Annotated in this window: 21 protein-coding genes; 20 read left to right on the top strand and 1 reads right to left on the bottom strand. The window is 44.8% G+C overall.

Translation table 11 applies throughout. The features are described from left to right. The 19 genes from wcaK to ugd all read left to right on the top strand — a co-directional run bounded on the left by wcaK (nucleotide 1) and on the right by ugd (nucleotide 21422). On the top strand, nucleotides 1-1281 hold the full coding sequence (gene wcaK, locus ELK40_RS14925; RefSeq protein ID WP_127731616.1) for a colanic acid biosynthesis pyruvyl transferase WcaK: 1281 nt from the start codon (nucleotides 1-3) through the stop codon (nucleotides 1279-1281). Next, complete coding sequence (gene wcaL / locus ELK40_RS14920) at nucleotides 1278-2498, top strand: colanic acid biosynthesis glycosyltransferase WcaL (RefSeq protein ID WP_127731614.1); 1221 nt, start codon at nucleotides 1278-1280, stop codon at nucleotides 2496-2498. Before wcaK ends, wcaL begins: the two co-directional genes overlap by 4 nt. A gap of 12 nt (nucleotides 2499-2510) precedes the next feature. Beyond that, nucleotides 2511-3902: a colanic acid biosynthesis protein WcaM gene (gene wcaM, locus ELK40_RS14915; protein WP_047741609.1), complete on the top strand. Its 1392-nt coding sequence runs from the start codon at nucleotides 2511-2513 to the stop codon at nucleotides 3900-3902. A 176-nt stretch (nucleotides 3903-4078) separates the two neighbouring features. Beyond that, on the top strand, nucleotides 4079-4975 hold the full coding sequence (gene galF / locus ELK40_RS14910) for a GalU regulator GalF (protein ID WP_017383282.1): 897 nt from the start codon (nucleotides 4079-4081) through the stop codon (nucleotides 4973-4975). Between the two features lie 355 nt (nucleotides 4976-5330). Next, entirely contained in the window at nucleotides 5331-6419 is a 1089-nt protein-coding gene (gene rfbB / locus ELK40_RS14905) for a dTDP-glucose 4,6-dehydratase (RefSeq protein WP_115875789.1), read from the top strand. Beyond that, on the top strand, nucleotides 6416-7279 hold the full coding sequence (rfbA, locus tag ELK40_RS14900) for a glucose-1-phosphate thymidylyltransferase RfbA (RefSeq protein WP_127731612.1): 864 nt from the start codon (nucleotides 6416-6418) through the stop codon (nucleotides 7277-7279). Before rfbB ends, rfbA begins: the two co-directional genes overlap by 4 nt. Before the next feature lie 15 nt (nucleotides 7280-7294). Further along, complete coding sequence (gene rfbC, locus ELK40_RS14895) at nucleotides 7295-7846, top strand: dTDP-4-dehydrorhamnose 3,5-epimerase (protein WP_087822992.1); 552 nt, start codon at nucleotides 7295-7297, stop codon at nucleotides 7844-7846. Then, nucleotides 7847-8677 (top strand): SDR family oxidoreductase, encoded by an 831-nt coding sequence (locus ELK40_RS14890; RefSeq protein ID WP_127731610.1) that lies wholly within the window; start codon nucleotides 7847-7849, stop codon nucleotides 8675-8677. Continuing rightward, nucleotides 8674-10017: an O-unit flippase-like protein gene (wzx, locus tag ELK40_RS14885; protein WP_127731608.1), complete on the top strand. Its 1344-nt coding sequence runs from the start codon at nucleotides 8674-8676 to the stop codon at nucleotides 10015-10017. The genes ELK40_RS14890 and wzx overlap by 4 nt, the downstream gene beginning before the upstream one ends. Beyond that, complete coding sequence (locus tag ELK40_RS14880; protein ID WP_127731606.1) at nucleotides 10004-11128, top strand: glycosyltransferase; 1125 nt, start codon at nucleotides 10004-10006, stop codon at nucleotides 11126-11128. Before wzx ends, ELK40_RS14880 begins: the two co-directional genes overlap by 14 nt. Then, entirely contained in the window at nucleotides 11121-12254 is a 1134-nt protein-coding gene (wzy, locus tag ELK40_RS14875) for an oligosaccharide repeat unit polymerase (protein WP_127731604.1), read from the top strand. The genes ELK40_RS14880 and wzy overlap by 8 nt, the downstream gene beginning before the upstream one ends. After that, nucleotides 12254-13330: a glycosyltransferase family 4 protein gene (locus tag ELK40_RS14870; protein WP_127731602.1), complete on the top strand. Its 1077-nt coding sequence runs from the start codon at nucleotides 12254-12256 to the stop codon at nucleotides 13328-13330. The genes wzy and ELK40_RS14870 overlap by 1 nt, the downstream gene beginning before the upstream one ends. Beyond that, entirely contained in the window at nucleotides 13327-14133 is an 807-nt protein-coding gene (locus ELK40_RS14865; RefSeq protein WP_115875782.1) for a glycosyltransferase family A protein, read from the top strand. The genes ELK40_RS14870 and ELK40_RS14865 overlap by 4 nt, the downstream gene beginning before the upstream one ends. A 1-nt stretch (nucleotide 14134) precedes the next feature. Continuing rightward, nucleotides 14135-14683 carry a DapH/DapD/GlmU-related protein gene (locus ELK40_RS14860; protein ID WP_115875781.1) on the top strand — a complete coding sequence of 183 codons (549 nt, stop codon included), beginning with the start codon at nucleotides 14135-14137 and terminating at the stop codon, nucleotides 14681-14683. After that, a complete protein-coding gene (locus ELK40_RS14855) occupies nucleotides 14676-15647 on the top strand; it encodes a lipopolysaccharide biosynthesis protein (protein ID WP_127731600.1) in 972 nt (323 codons plus the stop codon). The genes ELK40_RS14860 and ELK40_RS14855 overlap by 8 nt, the downstream gene beginning before the upstream one ends. Further along, nucleotides 15647-17074 (top strand): mannose-1-phosphate guanylyltransferase/mannose-6-phosphate isomerase, encoded by a 1428-nt coding sequence (locus tag ELK40_RS14850; RefSeq protein WP_115875779.1) that lies wholly within the window; start codon nucleotides 15647-15649, stop codon nucleotides 17072-17074. Before ELK40_RS14855 ends, ELK40_RS14850 begins: the two co-directional genes overlap by 1 nt. A 10-nt stretch (nucleotides 17075-17084) precedes the next feature. Then, the gene (cpsG, locus tag ELK40_RS14845; RefSeq protein WP_127731598.1) at nucleotides 17085-18455 is read left to right on the top strand and encodes a colanic acid biosynthesis phosphomannomutase CpsG; all 1371 of its coding nucleotides are present in this window, start codon (nucleotides 17085-17087) and stop codon (nucleotides 18453-18455) included. 167 nt (nucleotides 18456-18622) lie between these two features. Beyond that, a complete protein-coding gene (gndA, locus tag ELK40_RS14840; RefSeq protein WP_028013772.1) occupies nucleotides 18623-20029 on the top strand; it encodes an NADP-dependent phosphogluconate dehydrogenase in 1407 nt (468 codons plus the stop codon). 226 nt (nucleotides 20030-20255) lie between these two features. Then, nucleotides 20256-21422, top strand: a complete 1167-nt coding sequence (gene ugd / locus ELK40_RS14835; RefSeq protein WP_111966133.1) for a UDP-glucose 6-dehydrogenase — start codon at nucleotides 20256-20258, stop codon at nucleotides 21420-21422. 49 nt (nucleotides 21423-21471) lie between these two features. Here ugd and ELK40_RS14830 read toward each other — a convergent pair whose 3' ends face one another. Then, nucleotides 21472-22476, bottom strand: coding sequence for an NAD-dependent epimerase (locus ELK40_RS14830; RefSeq protein WP_127731596.1), 1005 nt, complete (start codon nucleotides 22474-22476; stop codon nucleotides 21472-21474). Nucleotides 22477-22668: 192 nt separating this feature from the next. Between ELK40_RS14830 and wzzB the strand changes: the two genes are divergently transcribed. Further along, a complete protein-coding gene (wzzB, locus tag ELK40_RS14825; protein WP_127731594.1) occupies nucleotides 22669-23649 on the top strand; it encodes an LPS O-antigen chain length determinant protein WzzB in 981 nt (326 codons plus the stop codon). Nucleotides 23650-23664: the final 15 nt, after the last annotated feature.

Genomic DNA, 23664 nt, shown 5'->3' with positions numbered 1-23664 from the left:
ATGAAATTATTAATTCTTGGCAACCATACCTGCGGCAACCGTGGCGACAGCGCCATTCTGCGCGGTTTACTGGATGCAATTAACACCCTTAAGCCTGAGACCGAAGTGGACGTGATGAGCCGTTATCCGGTTAGCTCATCCTGGTTACTGAACCGCCCGGTGATGGGCGACCCGCTCTACAGCCAGATGAAACAGCACAATAACGCCGCGGGCGTGATGGGCCGCGTGAAGAAAGTGTTGCGTCGTCGCTACCAGCACCAGGTGCTGCTTTCCCGCGTGACCGATACCGGCAAGCTGCGCAACATCGCGATCGCGCAGGGCTTCACCGACTTTGTTCGTCTGCTGTCCGGCTATGACGCTATTATCCAGGTTGGCGGTTCGTTCTTCGTCGATCTCTACGGCGTGCCGCAGTTTGAGCATGCGCTTTGCACCTTTATGGCGAAAAAGCCGCTGTTTATGATTGGCCACAGCGTGGGGCCATTCCAGGATCCGCAGTTTAACCAGCTGGCAAACTATGTCTTCGGCCACTGCGACGCGCTGATCCTGCGCGAGTCGGTCAGCCTCGACATGATGAAGCGCAGCGAAATAGACACCTCAAAAGTTGAGCACGGCGTGGACACCGCCTGGCTGGTGGATCACCAGGACGACAGCTTCCAGCCGAGCTACGCGGTGAAGCACTGGCTCGACGTGGCGGCGAAACAGAAAACCGTCGCGATTACCCTGCGCGAGCTGGCGCCCTTCGATAAACGTTTAGGCACGACGCAGGCGGCGTATGAGCAAGCGTTCGCCGACGTGGTGAACCGCGTGCTGGACAGCGGTTATCAGGTGCTGGCGCTTTCTACCTGCACCGGTATCGACAGCTACAACAAAGACGATCGTATGGTGGCGCTGAACCTGCGCAACCAGGTGAACGATCCGTCCCGCTATCATGTGGTGATGGACGAGTTGAACGACCTGGAGATGGGCAAGCTGCTCTCCGCCTGCGATCTGACGGTGGGCACGCGTCTGCACTCGGCGATTATCTCCATGAACTTTGGCACGCCTGCCATAGCCATCAACTACGAACACAAGTCCGCCGGGATCATGCAGCAGCTCGGTATGCCGGAAATGGCCGTGGATATTCGTCATCTCCTGGATGGTTCCCTTGGCGCGATGGTGGGGGATACGCTCGGCCAGCTGCCTGCGATCAATGAGCGTCTGGCCGTTGCGGTGAAAGCAGAGCGCGAAAAAGGCATTGGAATGGTGAAATCGGTACTTGACCGCGTGCGGGAGGGGAAATGAAGGTTGGTTTCTTCTTACTGAAATTTCCGCTGTCATCTGAAACGTTTGTCCTGAACCAAATCACCGCGTTTATCGATATGGGATATGACGTGGAGATTATCGCCCTGCAAAAGGGCGATACCCAAAATACCCATGCGGCATATACCCAGTATGGGCTGGAGGCTAAAACCCGCTGGCTGCAGGATGAGCCGTCCGGGAAGCTGAGCAAGCTACGCCACCGGGCCAGCCAGACGTTGCGCGGGATCCACCGCGCGTCGACGTGGCGGGCGCTGAATATTTCCCGCTATGGGTCCGAATCCCGCAATTTGATCCTGTCGGCCATCTGCGGGCAAACGGCGCAGCCGTATCGTGCCGACGTGTTTATCGCCCACTTTGGCCCAGCGGGCGTCACCGCCGCGAAGCTGCGCGAACTGGGCGTGATTGACGGTAAAATTGCGACCATCTTCCACGGTATCGATATCTCCAGTCGAGAAGTGCTGAACCACTACACGCCGGAGTATCAGCAGCTGTTCAGACGCGGTGACATGATGCTGCCCATCAGCGACCTGTGGGCCGGACGCCTGAAAAACATGGGCTGCCCGGGAGAGAAAATTGCCGTTTCGCGCATGGGCGTCGATTTAACGCGCTTTACCCGCCGTCCGGTGAAGGTGCCGGGCAAACCGCTGCAGATCATCTCCGTAGCCCGTCTGACCGAGAAGAAAGGCCTGCATGTGGCGATTGAAGCCTGCCGCCAGCTGAAAGCGCGCGGGGTGGATTTCCACTACCGCATTCTCGGCATTGGGCCGTGGGAGCGCCGCCTGCGCACGCTTATCGAACAGTATCAGCTGGAAGATGTCGTAGAGATGCCGGGCTTTAAGCCGAGCCACGAGGTCAAGACCATGCTCGACGAGGCGGATGTGTTTCTGCTGCCCTCTGTGACGGGCGCCGATGGCGATATGGAAGGCATTCCGGTGGCGCTGATGGAGGCGATGGCCGTAGGTATTCCGGTGGTATCGACTCTGCACAGCGGGATCCCGGAGCTGATCAAGTCTGACCATTCCGGCTGGCTGGTGCCGGAGAATAACGCGATGGCCCTGGCGGACCGATTAGCTGCCTTCAGCGACATCGACCAGCAGGCGCTGGAGCCCGTGCTCCACAACGCCCGACAAAAAGTTGAAACCGATTTTAACCAGCAGGTGATTAACCGCCAGCTAGCGAGCCTGCTGCAAACGCTGTAACGCCGAGGATGTATGCTGAAAAAGATTACCCGACGCACCTTTGTCTCTTCTCTGTCCGTTCTGGCGGCCACGCCCCTGCTGTCGTCCCGCATTGCGCGGGCGGCAAGCGGCAGAACGGTCTCTGTCAATCAGTACAATAACAACGACTGGATCGCCGCTTTTAAGCAGGCGTTTAATGACGGTGACACCGTCGTGGTCCCGGCCGGGCTCACCTGCGAAAACATCAATACGGGTATTTTCATTCCCGACGGTAAAACCTTGCTGATCCGAGGGGCGTTAACCGGCAACGGGCGCGGCCGCTTTGTTCTGCAGGAAGGCAGCAAAGTGATAGGCGAAGGTGCTGGTCGCACGGAGAACATTACGCTCGACGTTCGCGGCTCTGACTGCGTTATCAAAGGGCTGGCCATGAGCGGTTTTGGCCCGGTGACGCAGATCTACATCGGCGGCAAGAAACCCAGCGTGATGCGCAATCTGCTGATTGACAACATTAGCGTGAGCCAGGCCAACTACGCCATTCTGCGCCAGGGTTTCCATAACCAGGTGGATGGCGCCCGCATCACCAACAGCAAATTTAGCCATCTGCAGGGCGATGCAATCGAGTGGAACGTCGCCATCAACGATCGCAATATCCTGATCTCCGACCATGTTATCGACAACATCAACTGCACCAACGGCAAAATCAACTGGGGCATCGGTATTGGCCTCGCCGGCAGCACCTACGACAACGACTACCCGGAAAAACAAACCGTTAAGAACTTCGTGGTGGCAAACATCACCGGCAGCAACTGTCGCCAGCTGGTGCATGTTGAAAACGGTAAGCATTTTGTTATTCGTAATATCAAAGCCAAAAATATTACTCCCGACTTCAGTAAAAAAGCGGGAATAGACAACGCCACCGTGGCCATTTATGGCTGTGATAATTTCATTATTGATAATGTCGACATGGTTAACAGTGCCGGAATGTTAATCGGCTATGGGGTTATAAAAGGCGATTATTTGTCCATCCCGCAGAACTTCAAGCTCAATAATATTCACCTCGATAACCGCCAGCTTGCGTATAAATTGCGCGGAATACAGATTTCATCCGGCAACGCCACGTCGTTTGTGGCGATAACCAATGTGGAAATGCAGCGTGCAACGCTGGAACTGCACAACAAACCGCAGCATCTTTTCTTACGCAATATCAATGTGATGCAGGAAGCCGCCGTGGGTCCTGCCCTGAAGATCAACTTCGACCTGCGCAAGGATGTGCGGGGCAAGTTTATGGCGAAAGACGAGACGTTGCTGTCACTGGCGAACATAAAAGCTGTGAATGAGAAGGGGCAGAGTTCGGTGGATATTGACCGGGTCGACCAGCAGGTAGTGAATGTGGAAAGGCTGAACTTTGCGCTTCCGCACAGATAATAGACAATCATCTGTTTTGAGACTATTCCTGGCATAAAAGCGCGATCGAATCAGAGTACAACTACAGAAATTGGTGATGTTAAGGCGTAACATTGCCTATGGATTACGGCAAATCATGCTGGCGAAAACAGGTTTAAGAGCTATAATTCGTCAACCATTTTAAGGTGGAAGAAATAATGATTAATTTGAAAGCAGTCATTCCGGTAGCAGGCCTGGGCATGCATATGCTGCCAGCCACAAAAGCCATTCCTAAAGAGATGCTGCCGATCGTCGACAAGCCAATGATTCAGTACATTGTCGACGAGATTGTTGCTGCAGGGATCAAAGAAATCGTCCTGGTTACGCACTCGTCCAAGAATGCGGTAGAAAACCACTTCGACACCTCTTACGAACTCGAAGCGTTGCTTGAGCAGCGCGTAAAGCGCCAGCTGCTGGCGGAAGTGCAGTCTATTTGTCCGCCGGGCGTGACCATCATGAACGTCCGTCAGGCGCAGCCGCTGGGGCTGGGTCACTCTATTCTGTGTGCCCGTCCGGTTGTGGGTGATAACCCATTCATTGTCGTGCTGCCGGATATCATCATCGATACCGCTTCTGCCGATCCGCTGCGATACAACCTGGCGGCAATGGTGGCACGTTTCAATGAAACCGGCCGCAGCCAGGTGCTGGCGAAACGCATGAAGGGCGATCTTTCCGAGTACTCCGTCATCCAGACCAAAGAACCGCTGGAAACGGAAGGGCAGGTGAGCCGCATCGTTGAGTTTATCGAGAAGCCGGATCAGCCGCAGACGCTGGACTCAGACCTGATGGCGGTTGGCCGTTACGTTCTGAACGCTGATATCTGGGCAGAACTGGAAAAAACCGAGCCAGGTGCCTGGGACCGTATTCAGCTGACCGACGCGATTGCCGAGCTGGCGAAAAAACAGTCTGTTGACGCGATGCTGATGACCGGCGACAGCTATGACTGCGGTAAGAAAATGGGGTATATGCAGGCGTTCGTGAACTATGGGCTGCGTAACCTGAAGGAAGGGGCGAAGTTCAGAAGCCGCATCGAGAAGCTGCTGGCTAACGACTGATACTTCTGTCTCCGACCTGCGCAAGCGGCAGTCATTATTTTGGTGTGTTGATATCCAACCAAAATGATGACTGCCGTTTTTCTTTATAAATTCAATATTTACATGGAGTTATCCAGTCTACTCATGGACTGCTTTGTAGCGATTTGTGCTTGTTTCTGAGGTCGTTTAGGACGACAATTAACGCCAGTTTTTTGCCTGTATCCAGGTAAGTCGTATCTTTTAATCAGACATCGCTCAGTACACTGGTAGCTGTTAAGCCAGGGGCGGTAGCGTGCTCAATTTCCGGAACTTTTTATAAATTCTCCGGTTACAGAACGCCAGTATCCAGACATATATACTAGACGGAACAGATAACGTGAAAATTCTTGTGACGGGTGGGGCCGGCTTTATCGGCTCAGCGGTTGTACGACATATTATTAAAAATACCCAGGACGATGTCGTCAACGTGGACAAGCTGACCTATGCCGGCAACCTTGAGTCGCTTAGTGAAGTCAGCGACAGCGACCGATATGCCTTTGAGCAAGCGGATATTTGCGATAAAGACGCTATGGATCGCATCTTCGCAAAGCATAAGCCTGATGCGGTGATGCACCTGGCCGCTGAAAGTCACGTCGATCGCTCTATTACCGGCCCGGCAGCGTTTATCGAGACAAATATTGTCGGTACGTATGTGTTGCTGGAAGCCGCTCGTGCGTATTGGACAACGCTGGAGGAACAGGCGAAGAAAGCGTTTCGTTTCCATCATATCTCTACCGACGAAGTGTATGGTGATTTGCCGCATCCTGATGAGCATCCGGCATCAACTAAGCTGCCGCTCTTCACCGAAACCACGGCTTATGCGCCCAGCAGCCCGTATTCAGCATCAAAAGCCTCAAGCGACCATCTTGTTCGCGCCTGGCTGCGTACCTATGGTTTCCCAACTATTGTCACCAACTGTTCGAATAATTACGGTCCGTACCACTTCCCGGAAAAGTTGATCCCGCTGGTAATTCTGAATGCGCTGGACGGTAAAGCGCTGCCGATTTACGGCAAAGGCGACCAAATCCGTGACTGGTTGTATGTAGAAGATCATGCGCGTGCACTCTACACCGTTGTCACTCAGGGGAAACCGGGTGAAACGTACAACATTGGCGGTCATAACGAGAAGCAGAACCTGGATGTGGTTCATACGATTTGCGATCTGTTGGATGAGATTGTGCCGAAAGAGGGGTCATATCGCGATCAGATTACGTATGTGGCTGACCGACCAGGTCATGACCGTCGCTATGCGATTGATGCGTATAAAATTGGTGTTGAACTAGGCTGGAAGCCTGAGGAGACGTTCGAAAGCGGAATTCGTAAGACAGTGGAATGGTATCTAGCGAATGAGCAGTGGGTAAGTAATGTTAAAAGTGGAGCATATGCTTCATGGCTTTCAACACAATATGGAGATAACAATAAATGAAAGGCATTATTTTAGCCGGTGGTTCAGGTTCACGCTTGCATCCAATTACATTGGGAACCTCGAAACAGTTATTACCGATTTATGACAAGCCAATGATTTATTATCCGCTTTCAGTGCTAATGTTGGCTGGTATTAGGGATATCCTTATTATCACAACTCCTGAGGATTGTGATAGCTTCAAACGTCTCTTGGGAAATGGTGCTCATTTAGGCATTAATCTTAGTTATAAAGTTCAACCTTCACCGGATGGCCTCGCGCAGGCGTTCATCCTCGGAGAAGAGTTTATTGCGAATGATAAAGTATGTTTAGTCCTGGGGGATAATATCTTTTTTGGACAGGCATTTGGTAAACAATTGCGGCATGCAGTAGATAATTTGAGCGGCGCCACGGTGTTCGGTTATAAAGTAATGGATCCTGAAAGATTCGGCGTAGTCGAATTTGATGATAACTTCAATGCTATTTCAATCGAAGAAAAACCGAAGCATCCGAAATCAAATTGGGCCGTTACGGGGCTGTACTTTTATGATAATCAGGTAGTTGAAATAGCAAAAAAAGTGAAACCGTCTGATAGGGGTGAGTTAGAAATAACGAGTATTAACCAAGAATATCTCAACCAGGGGGCTTTAAAAGTTGAGCAATTAGGACGTGGATTTGCATGGCTTGATACTGGAACACATGATTCTCTTCTTGAAGCTTCGCAATTTGTGCAAACTGTCGAGAAGCGACAGGGATTCAAGATCGCTTGTCTCGAAGAAATTGCTTATAATCAAGGCTGGCTGAGTAAAGAAGATATAAAGTCGATAGGGAGTTCACTTTCTAAAACAGGTTACGGGAATTATTTATTAAGCCTTATCAAGTAAGAGTATTTTGAATAAATGAATATCATAAAAACTAAATTAGATGGTCTTTTAATAATTGAACCAAAAGTGTTTGGTGATGAACGTGGTTTTTTTTATGAGACATATCACGAGCAACGCTATAAAAACGCTGGAATTAAAGAGAGTTTTGTTCAGGACAATCGCTCCCGTTCCACAGGTAATGTGCTCCGTGGTTTACATTTTCAAAAAAGAAAACCGCAAGGTAAATTGGTAACAGTCACCGCTGGTACAGTTTTCGATGTAGCGGTAGATCTACGTGAAGACTCCCCAACTTTTGGTCAGTATGAATCTATTATTCTTTCTGGAGATAATAGGCTCCAGTTTTATATCCCACCTGGGTTTGCACATGGGTTTTGCGTTTTGAGTGACATTGCTGATTTTCAGTATAAATGTACGGATTTTTATGATCCTACGGATGAAGGAGGAATTATTTGGAATGATAATTCTATAAATATCAATTGGCCGATTTCTGAGCCAAATTTGTCTTTAAAAGATAAGGAGCTTCCTTCATTGGAAGACGTTCGTAAGCAATTGAAATTTGGAAAGTAAATGAGTATTTATACAGTAGTCGGCGGGAATGGCTTCATTGGAAGTGAAATAGTAAGACATCTACATTTTTTGCACAAAGATGTGTGGATTCCTGAACGGAACGATCCAAATATTTTTTCAAAAAAACTTGGCACCTTGATTTATTGCGCGGGCAATGGCGATTGCCAACTAAAACCATTTGATGTCTTGACTGCTAATTGCTTATTACTCTCTGAACTTCTCCAGAATGCTGACTTTGACCGCTTAATATATGTTTCTTCCACGAGATTATATATGAATGGGGATGAAAGCTCTGAAACAAGCGATCTGATAGTCAGGCAGGATGATAATCGCCGTCTCTTTAATCTAACAAAATTAGTCGCGGAAGAATTATGCTTTAAAAGTGGTAAGCCATTTACTATTGTGCGCCCAAGTAATGTTTATGGGGTAGCACTAAAAAGTCCCTTATTTTTGCCTTCTATAACACGTAATGCAATAATCAACGGACGCATCGATATGTACGTTGATAAAAATTATGAAAAAGATTATGTCTCAGTTACTGATGTAGCGGAAAGCGTCATAAAGCTGAGTGATAACAAAGAAGCTGTAGGAAAAATAATTAACATTGCCTCAGGAATTAATACATCATCAGAACAGATCGCTAGCGTGCTTATTCAAAATACAAATTGCGTTGTGAATTGGCATGAAAATAATGCGACAAAAGAGGTATTCCCTATTACAGATATTTCATTACTAAAAAAATTGATTCCTGAATACAAACCTCGATCTGTTCTGTCTGATTTGTCAGACATGATTCAATTATTCAAAAGTGAATTACAAATTAAATCATGAAACATGTAGTTAGAAAAAAGGATGTATTATGGGGATACCTCTCTCAATTCTTGAGCATTGCATCCAGTTTACTACTATTGCCCTTTATTCTTAGATATTTGGGGCAAGAAGAAATAGGGTTATGGTATGTTTTTGTTGCTCTTGCAGGACTGGTACAGCTTTTAGAATTTGGTCTGTTACCTACAGTTTCTAGGTTTATATCTTATGTATATTCTGGGGCCAAGGATATATCTTATAATAAAACACCAGAATGCAAAGATGAAGAGATAAATAAAGAGCTTCTGAATGATTTAATAATAGCGGCGAGGGAAATTTATTTTAAAATAACCACTCTCGCGTTTGTAGGGATCGTGATACTTGGGAATATATATTTGTATAGTTTGCACACAACTCTAGATTTTTTCTATGTGATGAGTTGTTGGACTCTTTATGGTATAAGTATATGTGTTCAATTGTATTTTGGATATTATAATTCAATTTTGAAAGGAAGGGGGGATCAAACTGTTTTAAATAAAGTTATAGTGTTAACAAAGTCTGTCCTTCTGGCTGTTAGTATCCCCATGTTAGTAAGTGGTCAAGGATTAATATCCCTCGCAATAGGATCTGTCATTGCTGTAATCATCGATAGATGGATTATAACCAAGTGTGTCTACAACAATGATCATTACATTATTAAAAATTATATCCCTCTTCAAGCAGCAAAAGAGTTAAAAACAATTGTCTGGCAAAGTGCTAAAGACATGGGAATAGTTCAATTAGGTAACTTCCTGTGTGTAAGGGGTAGTATCCTTATAGTATCAAGCTTCATTGGTTTGAAAGCTGCAGCCGCTTATGGATTGACGGTACAAGTAATGATGGTTATTGTGATTGTCGCCTCTATGTTGTTTGGTCTTAATTTACCACGTATGACTTCTGAACAGGCATTACAGAAATATTCATCTGTTAAGCGGTTATTTAAAAAATCGCTATTGACAGCTAATGCTATTTATATGGCTTCTGCTTTTTCCTTGGTTTTTCTTGGTGATTTTCTTCTAAAATATATAACGCAGCAAACACATTTTTTGCCAACAGAAATGCTAGTGTTATATTTGATCTGCAGTTTACTAGAAATGAATTACTCATTATGCACTTCATATCTAACAACAAAAAACCAGATTCCATTCGTTAAAAGCATGATAATAACGGGGGTGTCAATTATTTTTCTTTCTTTTGTGGCCACTTATTACTTAAAGGCAGGGTTGTTAGGGGTGATATTATCTCAATTGTTTGTACAGTCACTCTATAATAACTGGAAATGGCCGCTAACTGTTTATCAGGATCTAAGAAATGTCAAGAGCTGAAGTCGCAATAATTGATTTGCTCAGAAAGAAAGAAGAGCATTATGTTTTTAATTCTTTAACAATTAAAGCAATTAGTGAAGAGAATAAAGCAACTATTTGGTTATCAGATGATGCAACACTAATATCCGAATTAAAATCGGATGTTAAAGTTAATAAAATTAATATCTTGAGGACAAAATTATACTTCTGGCTATATTCAACATTGCATCTGGCTGTCATTTTATTAAAGTTACCTAAAACATTAAGTTCAGTCTTTGTTCTGTCTGCAACACCTCTTCAGTACGCCTTATTAAGCACATTGAGCCTAATTATAAGGCCAAAAATTTTTCTTTTTATGCACGGAGAGCTTGGTTATTTAAAAACCCCATCTGGTTTTGGTCAGAAATTAGGACGCTTCTTTATTTCGTTGGGCTTTAGATTTGGTGATGTAAAATTCATTTGTATTAGTTCATCAATACATGAAAGTTTGTCTCAGCTTTTCAAAAACAGAACATTTTATTATGTGCAACATCCTATATCCACGCATCAAAAATTGCTAAAAAGCAGAAAGGATATAAACTTTGGGAGCTTTGGCATCCAAAGTGGAAATAAAGGTAGCGACAAGATTTATGAGCTTGCGAATTATATAAGTTCGATGGATATGACATGTATCAGGTTGATGACCGTAGGGGTGAGTGATGGAGGGTTTATTTATGATAAATGTACAAATGTTGAGCACTTATGCAAAGGATATCTTAAAGAGTCGCTGATCAGTAAAAATGAATTTTATAGTAATGTTCAGAAAATAGATGTCGCACTTATTTTTTCTGGTCAGTCTACAATTTCTGACACGACATATGACCTGGTATCAAGCGGTGTTTTTGCTGATTGTATTGCCTTTAATATGCCTGTAATAGCTATGCGCAATAAACAGCTGGCTCATTATTTTGAAAGATATGGACAGTTTGGTTTCCTTTGTGACTCTGTAAGGGAAATGGCTGATGCAGTCTTGGAAATTGCACAAAATAGAGAACTACTTGATAAATTCGAAGAGGTATTAAGTAAAGTTCGTGAAGATTTTAAATTTGAAAATTATAAAGTAAGAATCGCAGAGATTATGCGGAATGAATAAAATTTCTAAGTATATGGTGTATGTATATATTGCACCAATTATCGTGTCACTATATTTTATTTATAATACTGGATATCTGTTAGGTGATTTTAGAAGTTATTCCTATAACTTGGATTTCACTGAAGCATCCAGTATTTTCCTTTTTTACATACTGCCATTGCTTTTTATATATTACATGGTGAAAATTTCTGGGCATGTATATATATATGATTGTGAAAATAAACGCCTCGATGTTATATTTTTTAGATTGTTATTACTAACTGGTATCATTACTTTACTCTTTGGTGCAAACCAGATTGGGCAGGTTGCGCAATCTGGGTTTTCCGGTTTAATGATAAAAATTGCAAGTAAGTTAAACCCTTTAGCGATACTACCATTACTCACTTTCTCTGCAATATCACACCGAAAGTTTTTAGTAAGTGTATTGATTGTGATCTTCTTTTCTTACATGCAACATTCCTTGCAGGGAATATTCATTAGTATTTTATGTATTGGTGCGTATTACATTGTTAACAACAAAATAAATAAAATCACACTGAACTTTTTATTTTTACTCCCACTCATTTTTATAGGTCCATTACTTGACTTAATAAGCTATGTATATACGCTTAGGAATGAAATGCGTGGAGTGGCTTTCGATTCTAATGAAATACTGTCTCTTGCGATTGGTCGGATATCGACAACATCCTCTTTGATTGAAATTCTGCACAATAATTACTTTAGTCAATCAGTTTCTGACTTCTTTAGTCTGGGAATAATGCTCGAAAGGTTGCTTGGGATAACACTCTTTGATACAACCTCCCCATCAAATATATTCAACCTGGCAATCGTGGGGCAAGATGCTGGATACAGTATATTTATGGGAATGCCGGGTTTTTTAGCCTTTCTCATGAAAGGAGATATAACTAGTTTTATATTTAACGTTATAATAATATCATTAGTGCTTGTCAGCATTTACTTGCTAATTCCTGTTTTCAATAGACGTTACAGAATAGTTGCTTTTTTCCTCATTATGTATTTATCTTTTTTGTCATTTGATGTATGGGAGATATCTATTGCCTTTCAGACTGTAGTACTCTGGCGCATAATTTTGTTATTTAATAATCTGAGCTTTCGAAGGATATAATGAAGAGTATTTTATTTATAATACCATCAATGTCTCCTGCTGGTGGTATTGAAAGAGTAATTTCAACACTCGTTAATAAACTCTCGGAGCTATATGAGTGTGATGTACTTACTTTTGACAATAAAGATTATTTTTACCATGTCGATAAAAATGTTGGTCGGCACACCTTAAATCAAAAACTCAATCTTGATATGAATCATAGATGGAGGCGTTTAATACAAGTCGGCACTAATTTTTGGATAACGATATTTAATCTAAAAAGATTTTTTTCGACCAACGTCTACGACTATGTCTATGTAACTCACCCCTTGGTCCATTTAATACTACTCCTTGCAGGCGTTAACTCGAGAAAAATAATTATAAGTGAACATGGGGCACGTAATAATTATAATAAAATATATAGATTCATTCGAAAAGTTACGTATAAACATTGTCATGCGTACTGCTTACCAACTAAAAGTGATTTTGCCTTTTATAAGGAAATGGGTTTTCCGGTGCGGTATACGCCTCACTATAAACCTAATCTGAAATATAGAATGCATGCTGATGATGTTAGAACTGTTTTATGTGTGGGAAGACTAACACCCGATAAACAGCACTTACTTTTACTAGACATCTGGAGAGAGTGTATACACCAACTACCAAAAGGTTGGTTGCTCCATATTGTGGGTGATGGTGAATTAAAACCAGATATCGAGAAATTTATCACCAACAATAAACTTGAAGATAATGTTAAGTTAAGTTGTGCTGTCCGGGATGTATCAGATTTATATTATAACTCTTCAATTTTTGTTTTGACTTCACGTAGTGAAGGCTTTGGAATGGTGTTGCTTGAGGCTATTTCTTTTGGTCTGCCCGCTATTAGTTTTAATTGTCCTTCAGGACCAATGGATATTATCAATGGTGAAAACGGATTTTTAATAGAAGATGGTAATCGAGATTTATTCAAAAATAAATTAATTGAATTGATAAATTCAGACGAGTTGCAGGATAGCTTAAGTACTGGTGCTTATAAATCAGCACAGCAATGGAATGACGAAAAGATAACAGAGTATTGGCAGGATATTTTTAAATGAATTTATCAGTAGTTATACCTGTATACAATGGCGCAAAAACAATTGTTAATGCAGTCAAGTCAGTAGTTGAACAAAAAAAACCTGCTGACGATTTTAATATTGAAATTATCGTTGTTAATGATGGTTCTGTGGATAATACACTACAGGTGTTGAATGAATATGTTTTGGCTCATCGAGTGAAAAATATTTCAATATATACGACTGAAAATGGTGGCGTTTCCAGGGCCAGAAATTATGGGATAAAGAAATCGCGTCATGACTGGATTGGTTTCCTTGATGCTGATGATGTTTGGATTAGTAATAAACTTGAAATACAATATAAATATCTTACTGAATCTTGCATTGAACCCGTTTTTATAGGTTCCGCTCGCAACGAAGAAGTTCTTTCTTTATATGGTAAAAAGATTACTTCATTGTATAAAGCACGTTTAATAGATCTACTCATTAAAGTTTTTCCGCAAACGTCTACAGCACTGGTACGCAAAGATGTGATAATGGATTGTGGTCTATACGACACTAACATGACACATAGCGAAGACGCAGATTTATGGGTCCGAATTTGCGCCAGTGGAGGTAATTTTTATTACCACCCTGAATCTACGGTTTTAACAGGCTCTGGAAAGCATAATTTTGGTGACTCTGGCTTATCAGCGAACTTGAAGTTAATGGAGAAAGGAGCCTGTTATATGTTGCACAAGGCTCGTAAACGTGGAGATATATCTTTTTTAGTTTATGCTCTCTTGTATATTTTCTTTAAAATTAAGTATTTAAGACGTTTGATAATTGTCAAGCTTAGGGGATGAAATGTTTTTCAAAATAAAATGGTTATTCTCAGCATTATTTTTATCTCTCTTTTTAAAAAAAATTAGATTCCCTACGTTTATTGCCTTTCCAGTTTTTTTTAAAGGCCTGAACCGCGTTTCCATTGGAAAACATGTTCGTATTTTCCCTGGGTGTCGGTTAGAAACTCATGGCGATGGTGAAATAATTATAGAAGATGATGTTTCATTAGCTCAAAATGTTCATATCACTTCTGGGACTAAATTAGTTATCAAGCAGGGAACATTAATTACTGCTAATGTATATATAACTTCTATTGATCATAATTATGAAGAAATTGGCGTGCCAATTCCACGGCAGAGCCACAAATATAGCGAAACTATCATTGGCAAAAATTGTTTCATAGGTATGGGTGTTGCAATTCAGGCTGGTACAATTCTTGGTGAACAGTGCATTGTTGGTGCGAATTCCGTAGTGCGAGGAACTTTTCCTGATTATTGCGTAATAGCTGGGGTTCCTGCAAAAATAATCAAAATATATAATAAAGAATCAGGAGAGTGGGTTCGTGTTTGAGTCTAAAAAAGCTTTAGTTTTCTGCCCAAAATTTTTCTCATATGATATTGAGATAAAGAAAGCAATTGAAAACCAAGGCTATGATGTTGAGCTGCATGATGAACGTCCATCCACGAATATATTTATTCGTGCACTTATAAGGCTTGGTTACAACGACATTTTGAAAAAAAAGATCGAAAGTTATTATCTGAAAATTTTTAATACATTGACCAAGCCAGTGGACTTTCTGATCATCATTAGCCCTGAATGTATTACGCCTGAAATACTAAAAAAATTTAGAGAAAAATGCAGTAATATAGTTGTTTATATGTGGGATTCTTTTAAAAATAAACCACAGGCACTAGATTTAATACCCTGTTCCGATGCGTTTTATACTTTTGATTCAGATGATGCTGAATTATATAACATTAAACTTAAACCGCTCTTCTATTCAAATGTCTATAAGATTGATGAGTTGAGTGAAAGTCCACAGTTCGATATATCTTTTATAGGGACTGTGCATTCATCGAGATACGAACAAGTAAAAAAAATATGTAGTGGCTTTAGGTGTTATGTGTTTTTCTATTGCCCGAGCTACATCGTTTTCTTATTTAAGAAATATATAACTCGTGAAATTAAAAGAGTTTCGCTTAAAGATGTTTCATTTAGTTCTCTGAGTAAAAAAGATGTTGTTTCGATAGTTATTAATTCCAGATGTATTCTTGATATATCTCACCCGTTACAACAAGGACTTACCATGCGCTCTATAGAAACATTGGGCGCTAAGCGCAAACTAATCACAACTAATAAGAATATCTGTCATTATGATTTTTATAACGAAGACAATATACTTGTAATTGATGGTTCGGTTACAAAAAATCAAATTCAAAACTTCCTGCAAAAAAACTATAAAGCATTAACGGCAGAGTTGTATAATAAGTATTCTGTTGATTACTGGGTTAAAGATTTCTTGAGAGATAATTAATGAAAATTATTCCTATAATTATGGCTGGCGGCAGCGGTTCGCGCCTGTGGCCACTTTCGCGTTTGACTTATCCCAAGCAGTTCTTAACGCTTGAAGGTGAGCAAACTATGCTTCAGCAAACAATTTCACGACTAAGTAAGCTTGAAGTTGAATGTCCTGTAGTTATTTGTAATGAAGAACATCGATTTATTGTTGCTGAACAGCTTAGGCAAATAAATGCTCTCAACGAAATCATTCTTGAACCCATTGGTCGCAATACTGCTCCTGCAGTTGCGTTAGCAGCAATTCAGTGTTTAAAAGATCTTGCTGATAATGAAGATGCGCTTTTATTAATTTTAGCGGCAGATCATATTATTAAAGATAACACTGCCTTTATTAACGCCATTAAGATTTCCACATCCTATGCTATAGATGGTAATTTAGTTACTTTCGGTATTGAGCCTTCCTCCCCAGAAACAGGTTTTGGTTATATTCAGGCTGGTGATGAAATTAGCAGTGGTGGAGTTTCTGGTGCCTTCAAAGTTAATGCCTTCGTTGAAAAACCAGAACGGACAGTAGCAGAAGGTTTCTTATCTGACGGCGGATATTATTGGAACAGTGGAATGTTTATGTTTGGTGCTCGGAAATATCTCTCTGAGCTACATAAATTCTGCCCTGATATTTATGATTCTTGTAGTAAAGCGATACAATCGCCTGACAAGGATCTATGCTTTATCCGCATTGATCACGATATCTTTTCTCGTTGCCCTGATCTTTCTATTGACTACGCCGTGATGGAACATACAGCTAATGCTGTTGTTGTACCGATGAGTGCGGGTTGGAGTGATGTGGGATCATGGTCTTCATTATGGGACATTAGTGTTAAAGATGAACGAGGAAATGTTTTAATTGGTGATGTCATAGCTCACAATAGTTCAAACAATTATGTCCATGCACAATCTGGACTTGTCACTATGCTTGGCGTTGAAGATTTAATTGTTGTCCAAACTAAAGATGCCATCTTAGTAACTAAACACAATGCCGTCCAGGATGTTAAAAAAATTGTTGAAGAGTTGAAAACGGCCGGTCGTAGTGAATACAGAATCCATCGAGAAGTTTATAGACCATGGGGGAGATGTGATTCTATTGATGCTGGTAAGCGGTATGAAGTTAAAAGAATTGAAGTAAATCCAGGTGAAGGTATCTCCCTTCAAACACATTTCCATCGATCGGAGCATTGGGTTGTCGTTGCTGGTACTGCGAAAGTTACCCTAGAGGATAAACAATTCTTATTAGGTGAAAATGAATCGGTGTATATTCCGGTAGGAGCGCAACATTGCCTTGAAAATCCGGGCAAAATTCCACTAGAAATTATTGAGGTTCGCTCTGGTCCTTACCTTGGGGACGATGACATCGTTCGGATAGCTGATCGATATGGTCGAGTTTAATTTATATACTATGAATACATTATCTTGTTTTAAAGCCTACGATATTCGCGGCAGGCTGGGCGAAGAGCTGAATGAAGACATCGCGTGGCGCATTGGCCGCGCGTACGGCGAATACTTAAAACCGCAGACCATCGTGCTGGGCGGCGACGTGCGTCTGACCAGTGAATCCCTGAAGCTGGCCCTGGCGAAAGGGCTGCAGGATGCGGGCGTGGACGTGCTGGACATCGGCCTTTCCGGAACCGAAGAGATTTACTTTGCCACGTTCCACCTGGGCGTCGACGGCGGTATCGAAGTGACGGCCAGCCACAACCCGATGGACTACAACGGGATGAAGCTGGTGCGCAAGGGCGCCCGTCCTATCAGCGGCGACACCGGCCTGCGCGACGTGCAGCGCCTGGCGGAAGCCAACGATTTCCCGCCGGTGAACGAGGCGAAGCGCGGCAGCTACAAAAAAATCAACCTGCAGAAAGAGTACATCGACCACCTGCTGGGCTACATCAACGTGGCAAACCTGAAGCCGCTGAAGCTGGTGATTAACTCCGGCAACGGCGCGGCCGGCCCGGTTGTCGATGCCCTGGAAGCGCGCTTTAAGGCCCTGAACGTGCCGGTGACCTTCGTGAAAGTGCACAACACCCCGGACGGCAACTTCCCGAACGGTATTCCTAACCCGCTGCTGCCGGAGTGCCGCGACGACACCCGCAACGCGGTGATTGAGCACGGCGCGGACATGGGCATCGCCTTTGACGGTGACTTCGACCGCTGCTTCCTGTTCGACGAGAAAGGGCAGTTCATCGAGGGCTACTACATTGTCGGCCTGCTGGCGGAAGCGTTCCTTGAGAAAAACCCGGGCGCGAAAATCATTCATGACCCGCGCCTTTCCTGGAACACCGTCGACGTGGTGTCAGCGGCGGGCGGCACGCCGGTGATGTCCAAAACCGGCCACGCCTTCATCAAAGAGCGCATGCGCGAAGAAGACGCCATCTACGGCGGCGAGATGAGCGCCCACCACTACTTCCGTGATTTTGCCTACTGCGACAGCGGGATGATCCCGTGGCTGCTGGTGACCGAACTGCTGTGCCTGAAGGGACAGACGCTGGGCGAGCTGGTGCGCGACCGTATGTCGGCGTTCCCGGCGAGCGGGGAGATCAACAGCAAGCTGGCGGAGCCGGCCGAGGCGATTGCCCGCGTGGAGCAGCACTTTGCGATTCACGCGCTGGAAATTGACCGTACGGACGGCATCAGCATGGCGTTCCCGCAGTGGCGCTTTAACCTGCGCTCGTCCAATACCGAGCCGGTGGTGCGCCTGAACGTGGAGTCCCGCGCTGACACGGCGCTGATGGAAGAGAAGACGCAAGAAATTCTGGCTTTGCTCCGGAAGTGAGGGTCTGCCGCCAGCGTATATCTGGCGGCTTGACTGTACCTGGATTGTGCAATCAGTGTGACATAGATCAGCAAAAGCTATTCATGTCACCTAATACTGAGTTAACATCTCAACCACATTTCAAGCCGCGCATAAGCCGTGGTGACCACACCTGACAGGAGTATGTAATGTCCAAGCAACAGATCGGCGTTGTCGGTATGGCAGTGATGGGGCGCAACCTGGCGCTGAACATCGAAAGCCGTGGTTATACCGTCTCCGTTTTCAACCGCTCCCGTGATAAGACCGAAGAAGTCATTGCCGAGAACCCTGGCAAGAAACTGGTTCCTTTCTATACGGTGAAAGAGTTCGTTGAGTCTCTGGAAACGCCTCGTCGTATCCTGTTAATGGTGAAAGCTGGCGCAGGTACCGATGCAGCTATCGACTCCCTGAAGCCTTACCTCGAAAAAGGTGACATCATCATTGATGGCGGTAATACCTTCTTCCAGGACACCATTCGTCGTAATCGTGAACTTTCTGCTGAAGGCTTTAACTTCATCGGTACCGGTGTTTCCGGTGGTGAAGAGGGCGCTCTGAAAGGCCCATCCATCATGCCTGGCGGCCAGAAAGAAGCATACGAACTGGTTGCGCCTATTCTGACTAAAATCGCTGCTGTTGCAGAAGATGGCGAGCCGTGTGTGACTTATATCGGTCCTGACGGTGCCGGTCACTATGTGAAAATGGTGCATAACGGCATCGAATACGGCGACATGCAGCTGATTGCTGAAGCTTATTCCCTGCTGAAAGGCGGTCTTAACCTTTCTAACGAAGAGCTGGCTGAAACCTTTACCGAGTGGAACAAAGGCGAACTGAACAGCTACCTGATCGACATCACCAAAGATATCTTCACTAAAAAAGATGAAGAAGGTAAATACCTGGTTGATGTGATTCTGGACGAAGCAGCGAACAAAGGCACCGGTAAATGGACCAGCCAGAGCTCTCTGGATCTGGGCGAACCGCTGTCACTGATCACCGAATCCGTCTTCGCGCGTTACATCTCTTCCCTGAAAGAGCAGCGCGTTGCGGCATCTAAAGTGCTGTCTGGCCCTCAGGCTAAACCAGCGGGTGATAAAGCCGAATTCGTTGAAAAAGTGCGTCGTGCACTGTACCTGGGTAAAATCGTCTCTTACGCGCAGGGCTTCTCTCAGCTGCGTGCGGCATCAGACGAGAACAACTGGGATCTGAATTACGGTGAGATCGCGAAGATCTTCCGCGCGGGCTGCATCATTCGTGCGCAGTTCCTGCAGAAAATCACCGATGCCTATGCTGAAAACGCCGGTATCGCCAACCTGCTGCTGGCACCGTACTTCAAGAAAATTGCTGACGAATATCAGCAGGCGCTGCGTGATGTGGTTGCCTACGCTGTCCAGAACGGTATCCCGGTTCCGACCTTCTCTGCTGCAGTAGCCTACTACGACAGCTACCGTGCGGCTGTTCTGCCAGCTAACCTGATTCAGGCACAGCGTGACTACTTCGGTGCGCATACTTACAAACGTACCGATAAAGAAGGCGTGTTCCATACCGAATGGATGGAATAAGTTAGCTTACTCGCTGTCATCAAAACCCGGAGCCTGTCTCCGGGTTTTTTTATGCAAGAAATGTCGCCTGTTATTCGAAGTAGTCTGAATCTCGCCCCGCTCGTAGCCATTACTCCTGGTTTGCCTTGACAGTTCAGTTTCCCAGGAGGTACAAAGCCCAACAGTTATGTTTATCGCGATGGTCTGGCGGCCATCAGTACAGTTAACTCACAGAAGTCATTAGCGAATGAAAATAACAATCTCCGGAACAGGGTATGTCGGTCTTTCTAACGGCATTCTGATTGCTCAGAATCATGAAGTGGTTGCGCTGGATATCGTGCAGGCCAAAGTGGATATGCTTAATCAGAAAAAATCGCCGATTGTGGATAAAGAGATCCAGGACTATCTTAGCCATAAAACGCTGAATTTCCGCGCCACGACAGATAAAGAAGATGCATACCGCGATGCGGATTACGTCATCATTGCGACGCCTACTGACTACGATCCTAAAACCAACTATTTCAACACCTCAACGGTAGAAGCGGTAATCAAAGACGTTATCGCGATCAACCCTGATGCGGTGATGGTGATTAAATCGACCATCCCTGTCGGTTTTACCAAATCCATTAAAGAAAAATTCGGTATTGATAATATCTTCTTCTCGCCGGAATTCCTGCGCGAGGGTAGAGCGCTTTACGATAACCTGCACCCTTCGCGTATCGTTATTGGCGAACGTTCTGAGCGCGCTGAACGTTTTGCTGCGTTGCTACAGGAAGGGGCCCTGAAGAAAGATATTCAGGTGCTGTTTACCGACTCCACTGAAGCTGAGGCGATCAAGCTCTTCGCGAATACCTATCTGGCAATGCGAGTGGCTTATTTCAATGAACTGGACAGCTACGCAGAGAGCCTTGGACTGAATACCCGTCAGATTATTGAAGGGGTATGTCTCGACCCACGCATTGGCAACCACTATAACAACCCGTCATTTGGCTACGGTGGCTATTGTCTGCCAAAAGACACTAAGCAACTGCTGGCAAACTATCAGGCTGTGCCGAATAATCTCATTTCGGCGATTGTTGATGCGAACCGTACCCGTAAAGATTTCATCTCCGACTCCATCCTCGCGCGTCAACCCAAAGTGGTGGGCGTATATCGTCTGATCATGAAGAGTGGTTCCGATAATTTCCGCGCTTCTTCTATTCAGGGGATCATGAAGCGCATCAAAGCCAAAGGGGTTGAGGTTATCATCTATGAGCCTGCCATGCCGGACGATCAGTTCTTCAATTCTCGTGTGATCCGCGACCTGGATGCATTTAAGAAAGAAGCCGATGTCATCATTTCAAACCGCATGGCTGAAGAACTGGCTGACGTAGCTGACAAAGTCTATACCCGAGATCTCTTCGGTAGCGACTAATTCTCTTGCTCCATAAAAAACCCGGCGGATAAGCCGGGTTTTTTTATTTTCAGACTTTGTAAAACTCGCGGTACCAGTTAACGAAGTTTTTCACTCCATCCTTAACCGAGGTTTGCGGTTTAAATCCGATCACCTCATAAAGAGCCTGGGTATCGGCACTGGTCTCCAGAACATCCCCTGGCTGGAGAGGCAGCATGTTTTTCTCTGCTTTTGTACCCAGTGCTTCTTCCAACGCGGTAATGTAATCCATAAGTTCGACTGGCGAGCTGTTACCAATATTGTAAACGCGATACGGCGCGGAGCTGGTCGCCGGGGAACCGGTCTCAACGGTCCAGTCTGCATCGGCCTGAGGAATGACATCCTGCAGACGAATAATGGCTTCGGCGATGTCGTCGATGTAAGTAAAGTCGCGCTTCATCTTGCCGTAGTTGTAAACGTCGATGCTTTTGCCTTCAATCATCGCTTTGGTGAATTTAAACAGTGCCATATCCGGACGGCCCCATGGACCATACACGGTAAAGAAGCGCAGCCCGGTGGTCGGCAAGTTGTAAAGATGCGAATAGGTGTGCGACATCAACTCGTTGGCTTTTTTAGTCGCAGCATAGAGCGAGACCGGATGATCCACGGAGTCGTCAGTGGAGAAAGGCATCTTGCGGTTGAGACCGTATACGGAGCTCGACGAGGCATACAGAAGATGCTGAACATTGTTATGGCGACAGCCTTCCAGCACGTTGAGATGCCCAATAAGGTTGGCATCAGCATAGGCGTGTGGGTTTTCCAGGGAGTAGCGTACGCCCGCCTGCGCGGCAAGATGAATCACACGGTCAAACCTCTCAGCCGCGAAAAGCGTGGCCATACCTTCCCGGTCGGCTAATTCCAGCTTGTGAAAGGTGAAACGCTCAGATTTTAACAGTTCCAGGCGTGCCAGCTTCAGGTTGACATCGTAGTATTCATTGAGGTTATCGATACCGACAACCTGATGACCAGCCTCAAGGAGGCGTTTACTGACATTCGCACCGATAAAACCTGCGGCACCCGTGACCAAAAATTTCATAGCTTCCCTCATAAACCCTATTCTTTAGATGCCGTAACGCATCACATGGCGTCTATGATAGCGCGAAGGGGGTTAGTTACATAACCCATCTTTCCGATATTACTCATCGGATTCTTATAGAAAAATCGCCAGTAATCGATAAACTATACAAACTTAATTATGTTTGCCCTTTTTTTATCAGTTAGGGATTGTATGACGCAAAACAACAATAGCCAGGTCAGCAGAAGCAATGACCCTGAGCAAATTGATTTACTTGATTTAGTGTTCCAGCTGTGGCGTGGGAAGTGGGTGATAGCAGCCTTTGTTGTTGTTTGTATCGCCCTGGCAATTGGATATTTATCCGTTGCAAAAGAAAAGTGGACCTCTAGCGCAATTATTGCACAACCTGACGCAGCTCAGATTGCCAGCTATTCTAATGCGTTGAATATCCTGTATGGTACCGCCGCACCTACAATGAATGACAACCAAACGCGTGCTATCGGCCGTTTTAGCTCATCATTCTCGGCGTTGTCGCAGGCGCTCGAAAACCAGGCTGTACCTGAAAAACTGACAATTGAGCCCAAGGTTAAAGATCAGCCATTCCCGTTAATTGTATCGTATACCAGTTCATCGGCAGAAGCCGCGCAAAAGCAGCTGGCGCAGTACATTCAGCAGGTAGATGAGCAAACGGCAAAAGAACTCGCCGCTGACCTTACTGACAACATCAAAGCGCAGATAAAAACCCTGAATGATTCTCTGAAAAACCAGGAGAAGGTCGCTCAGGAGCAGAAGGATCTGCGTATCAAACAGATTGCTGAGGCGTTGAAGAACGCAGAAGCGGCGAAAATTACCTCGCCTCAGCTTCAGCAAACCCAGGAAGTAACTCAGGAAACGATGTTCCTGCTGGGAAGTGAGGGGCTGAAATCAATGATTGACAACGAAGCTTCTCTCCCGTTGGTTTTCCCAAGAGCCTATTATCAGACCAGGCGAAATCTGCTGGACATCCAGAATCTGAACGTAAACCCGGACACAATCCACGTTTACCGTTATGTCATGAAGCCGGAACTCCCTGTACGTCGTGACAGCCCGAAAAAAGCGATAGTTCTAATTCTGGCCGTGCTGCTGGGCGGAATGATTGGTTCTGGCATGGTGCTTGGCCGCAACGCATTGCGCAACTACAAACCAAAAGCCTGATTTGCAGATAAAAAA

Origin of the sequence: Enterobacter sp. N18-03635 (genome assembly GCF_004006055.1) — a bacterium.
GTDB classification, from domain to species: Bacteria; Pseudomonadota; Gammaproteobacteria; order Enterobacterales; family Enterobacteriaceae; genus Enterobacter; species Enterobacter vonholyi.
Note: the sequence above shows the minus strand (reverse complement) of the source record. Positions and strands in the feature narration are given on the sequence as shown.

Coding starts and splice junctions, on each gene's coding strand:
- wcaK (WP_127731616.1), top strand. CDS start 1: ATGAAATTATTAATTCTTGGCAACCATACCTGCGGCAACCGTGGCGAC.
- wcaL (WP_127731614.1), top strand. CDS start 1,278: ATGAAGGTTGGTTTCTTCTTACTGAAATTTCCGCTGTCATCTGAAACG.
- wcaM (WP_047741609.1), top strand. CDS start 2,511: ATGCTGAAAAAGATTACCCGACGCACCTTTGTCTCTTCTCTGTCCGTT.
- galF (WP_017383282.1), top strand. CDS start 4,079: ATGATTAATTTGAAAGCAGTCATTCCGGTAGCAGGCCTGGGCATGCAT.
- rfbA (WP_127731612.1), top strand. CDS start 6,416: ATGAAAGGCATTATTTTAGCCGGTGGTTCAGGTTCACGCTTGCATCCA.
- rfbC (WP_087822992.1), top strand. CDS start 7,295: ATGAATATCATAAAAACTAAATTAGATGGTCTTTTAATAATTGAACCA.
- ELK40_RS14890 (WP_127731610.1), top strand. CDS start 7,847: ATGAGTATTTATACAGTAGTCGGCGGGAATGGCTTCATTGGAAGTGAA.
- wzx (WP_127731608.1), top strand. CDS start 8,674: ATGAAACATGTAGTTAGAAAAAAGGATGTATTATGGGGATACCTCTCT.
- ELK40_RS14880 (WP_127731606.1), top strand. CDS start 10,004: ATGTCAAGAGCTGAAGTCGCAATAATTGATTTGCTCAGAAAGAAAGAA.
- wzy (WP_127731604.1), top strand. CDS start 11,121: ATGAATAAAATTTCTAAGTATATGGTGTATGTATATATTGCACCAATT.
- ELK40_RS14870 (WP_127731602.1), top strand. CDS start 12,254: ATGAAGAGTATTTTATTTATAATACCATCAATGTCTCCTGCTGGTGGT.
- ELK40_RS14865 (WP_115875782.1), top strand. CDS start 13,327: ATGAATTTATCAGTAGTTATACCTGTATACAATGGCGCAAAAACAATT.
- ELK40_RS14860 (WP_115875781.1), top strand. CDS start 14,135: ATGTTTTTCAAAATAAAATGGTTATTCTCAGCATTATTTTTATCTCTC.
- ELK40_RS14850 (WP_115875779.1), top strand. CDS start 15,647: ATGAAAATTATTCCTATAATTATGGCTGGCGGCAGCGGTTCGCGCCTG.
- cpsG (WP_127731598.1), top strand. CDS start 17,085: ATGAATACATTATCTTGTTTTAAAGCCTACGATATTCGCGGCAGGCTG.
- gndA (WP_028013772.1), top strand. CDS start 18,623: ATGTCCAAGCAACAGATCGGCGTTGTCGGTATGGCAGTGATGGGGCGC.
- ugd (WP_111966133.1), top strand. CDS start 20,256: ATGAAAATAACAATCTCCGGAACAGGGTATGTCGGTCTTTCTAACGGC.
- ELK40_RS14830 (WP_127731596.1), bottom strand. CDS start 22,476: ATGAAATTTTTGGTCACGGGTGCCGCAGGTTTTATCGGTGCGAATGTC.
- wzzB (WP_127731594.1), top strand. CDS start 22,669: ATGACGCAAAACAACAATAGCCAGGTCAGCAGAAGCAATGACCCTGAG.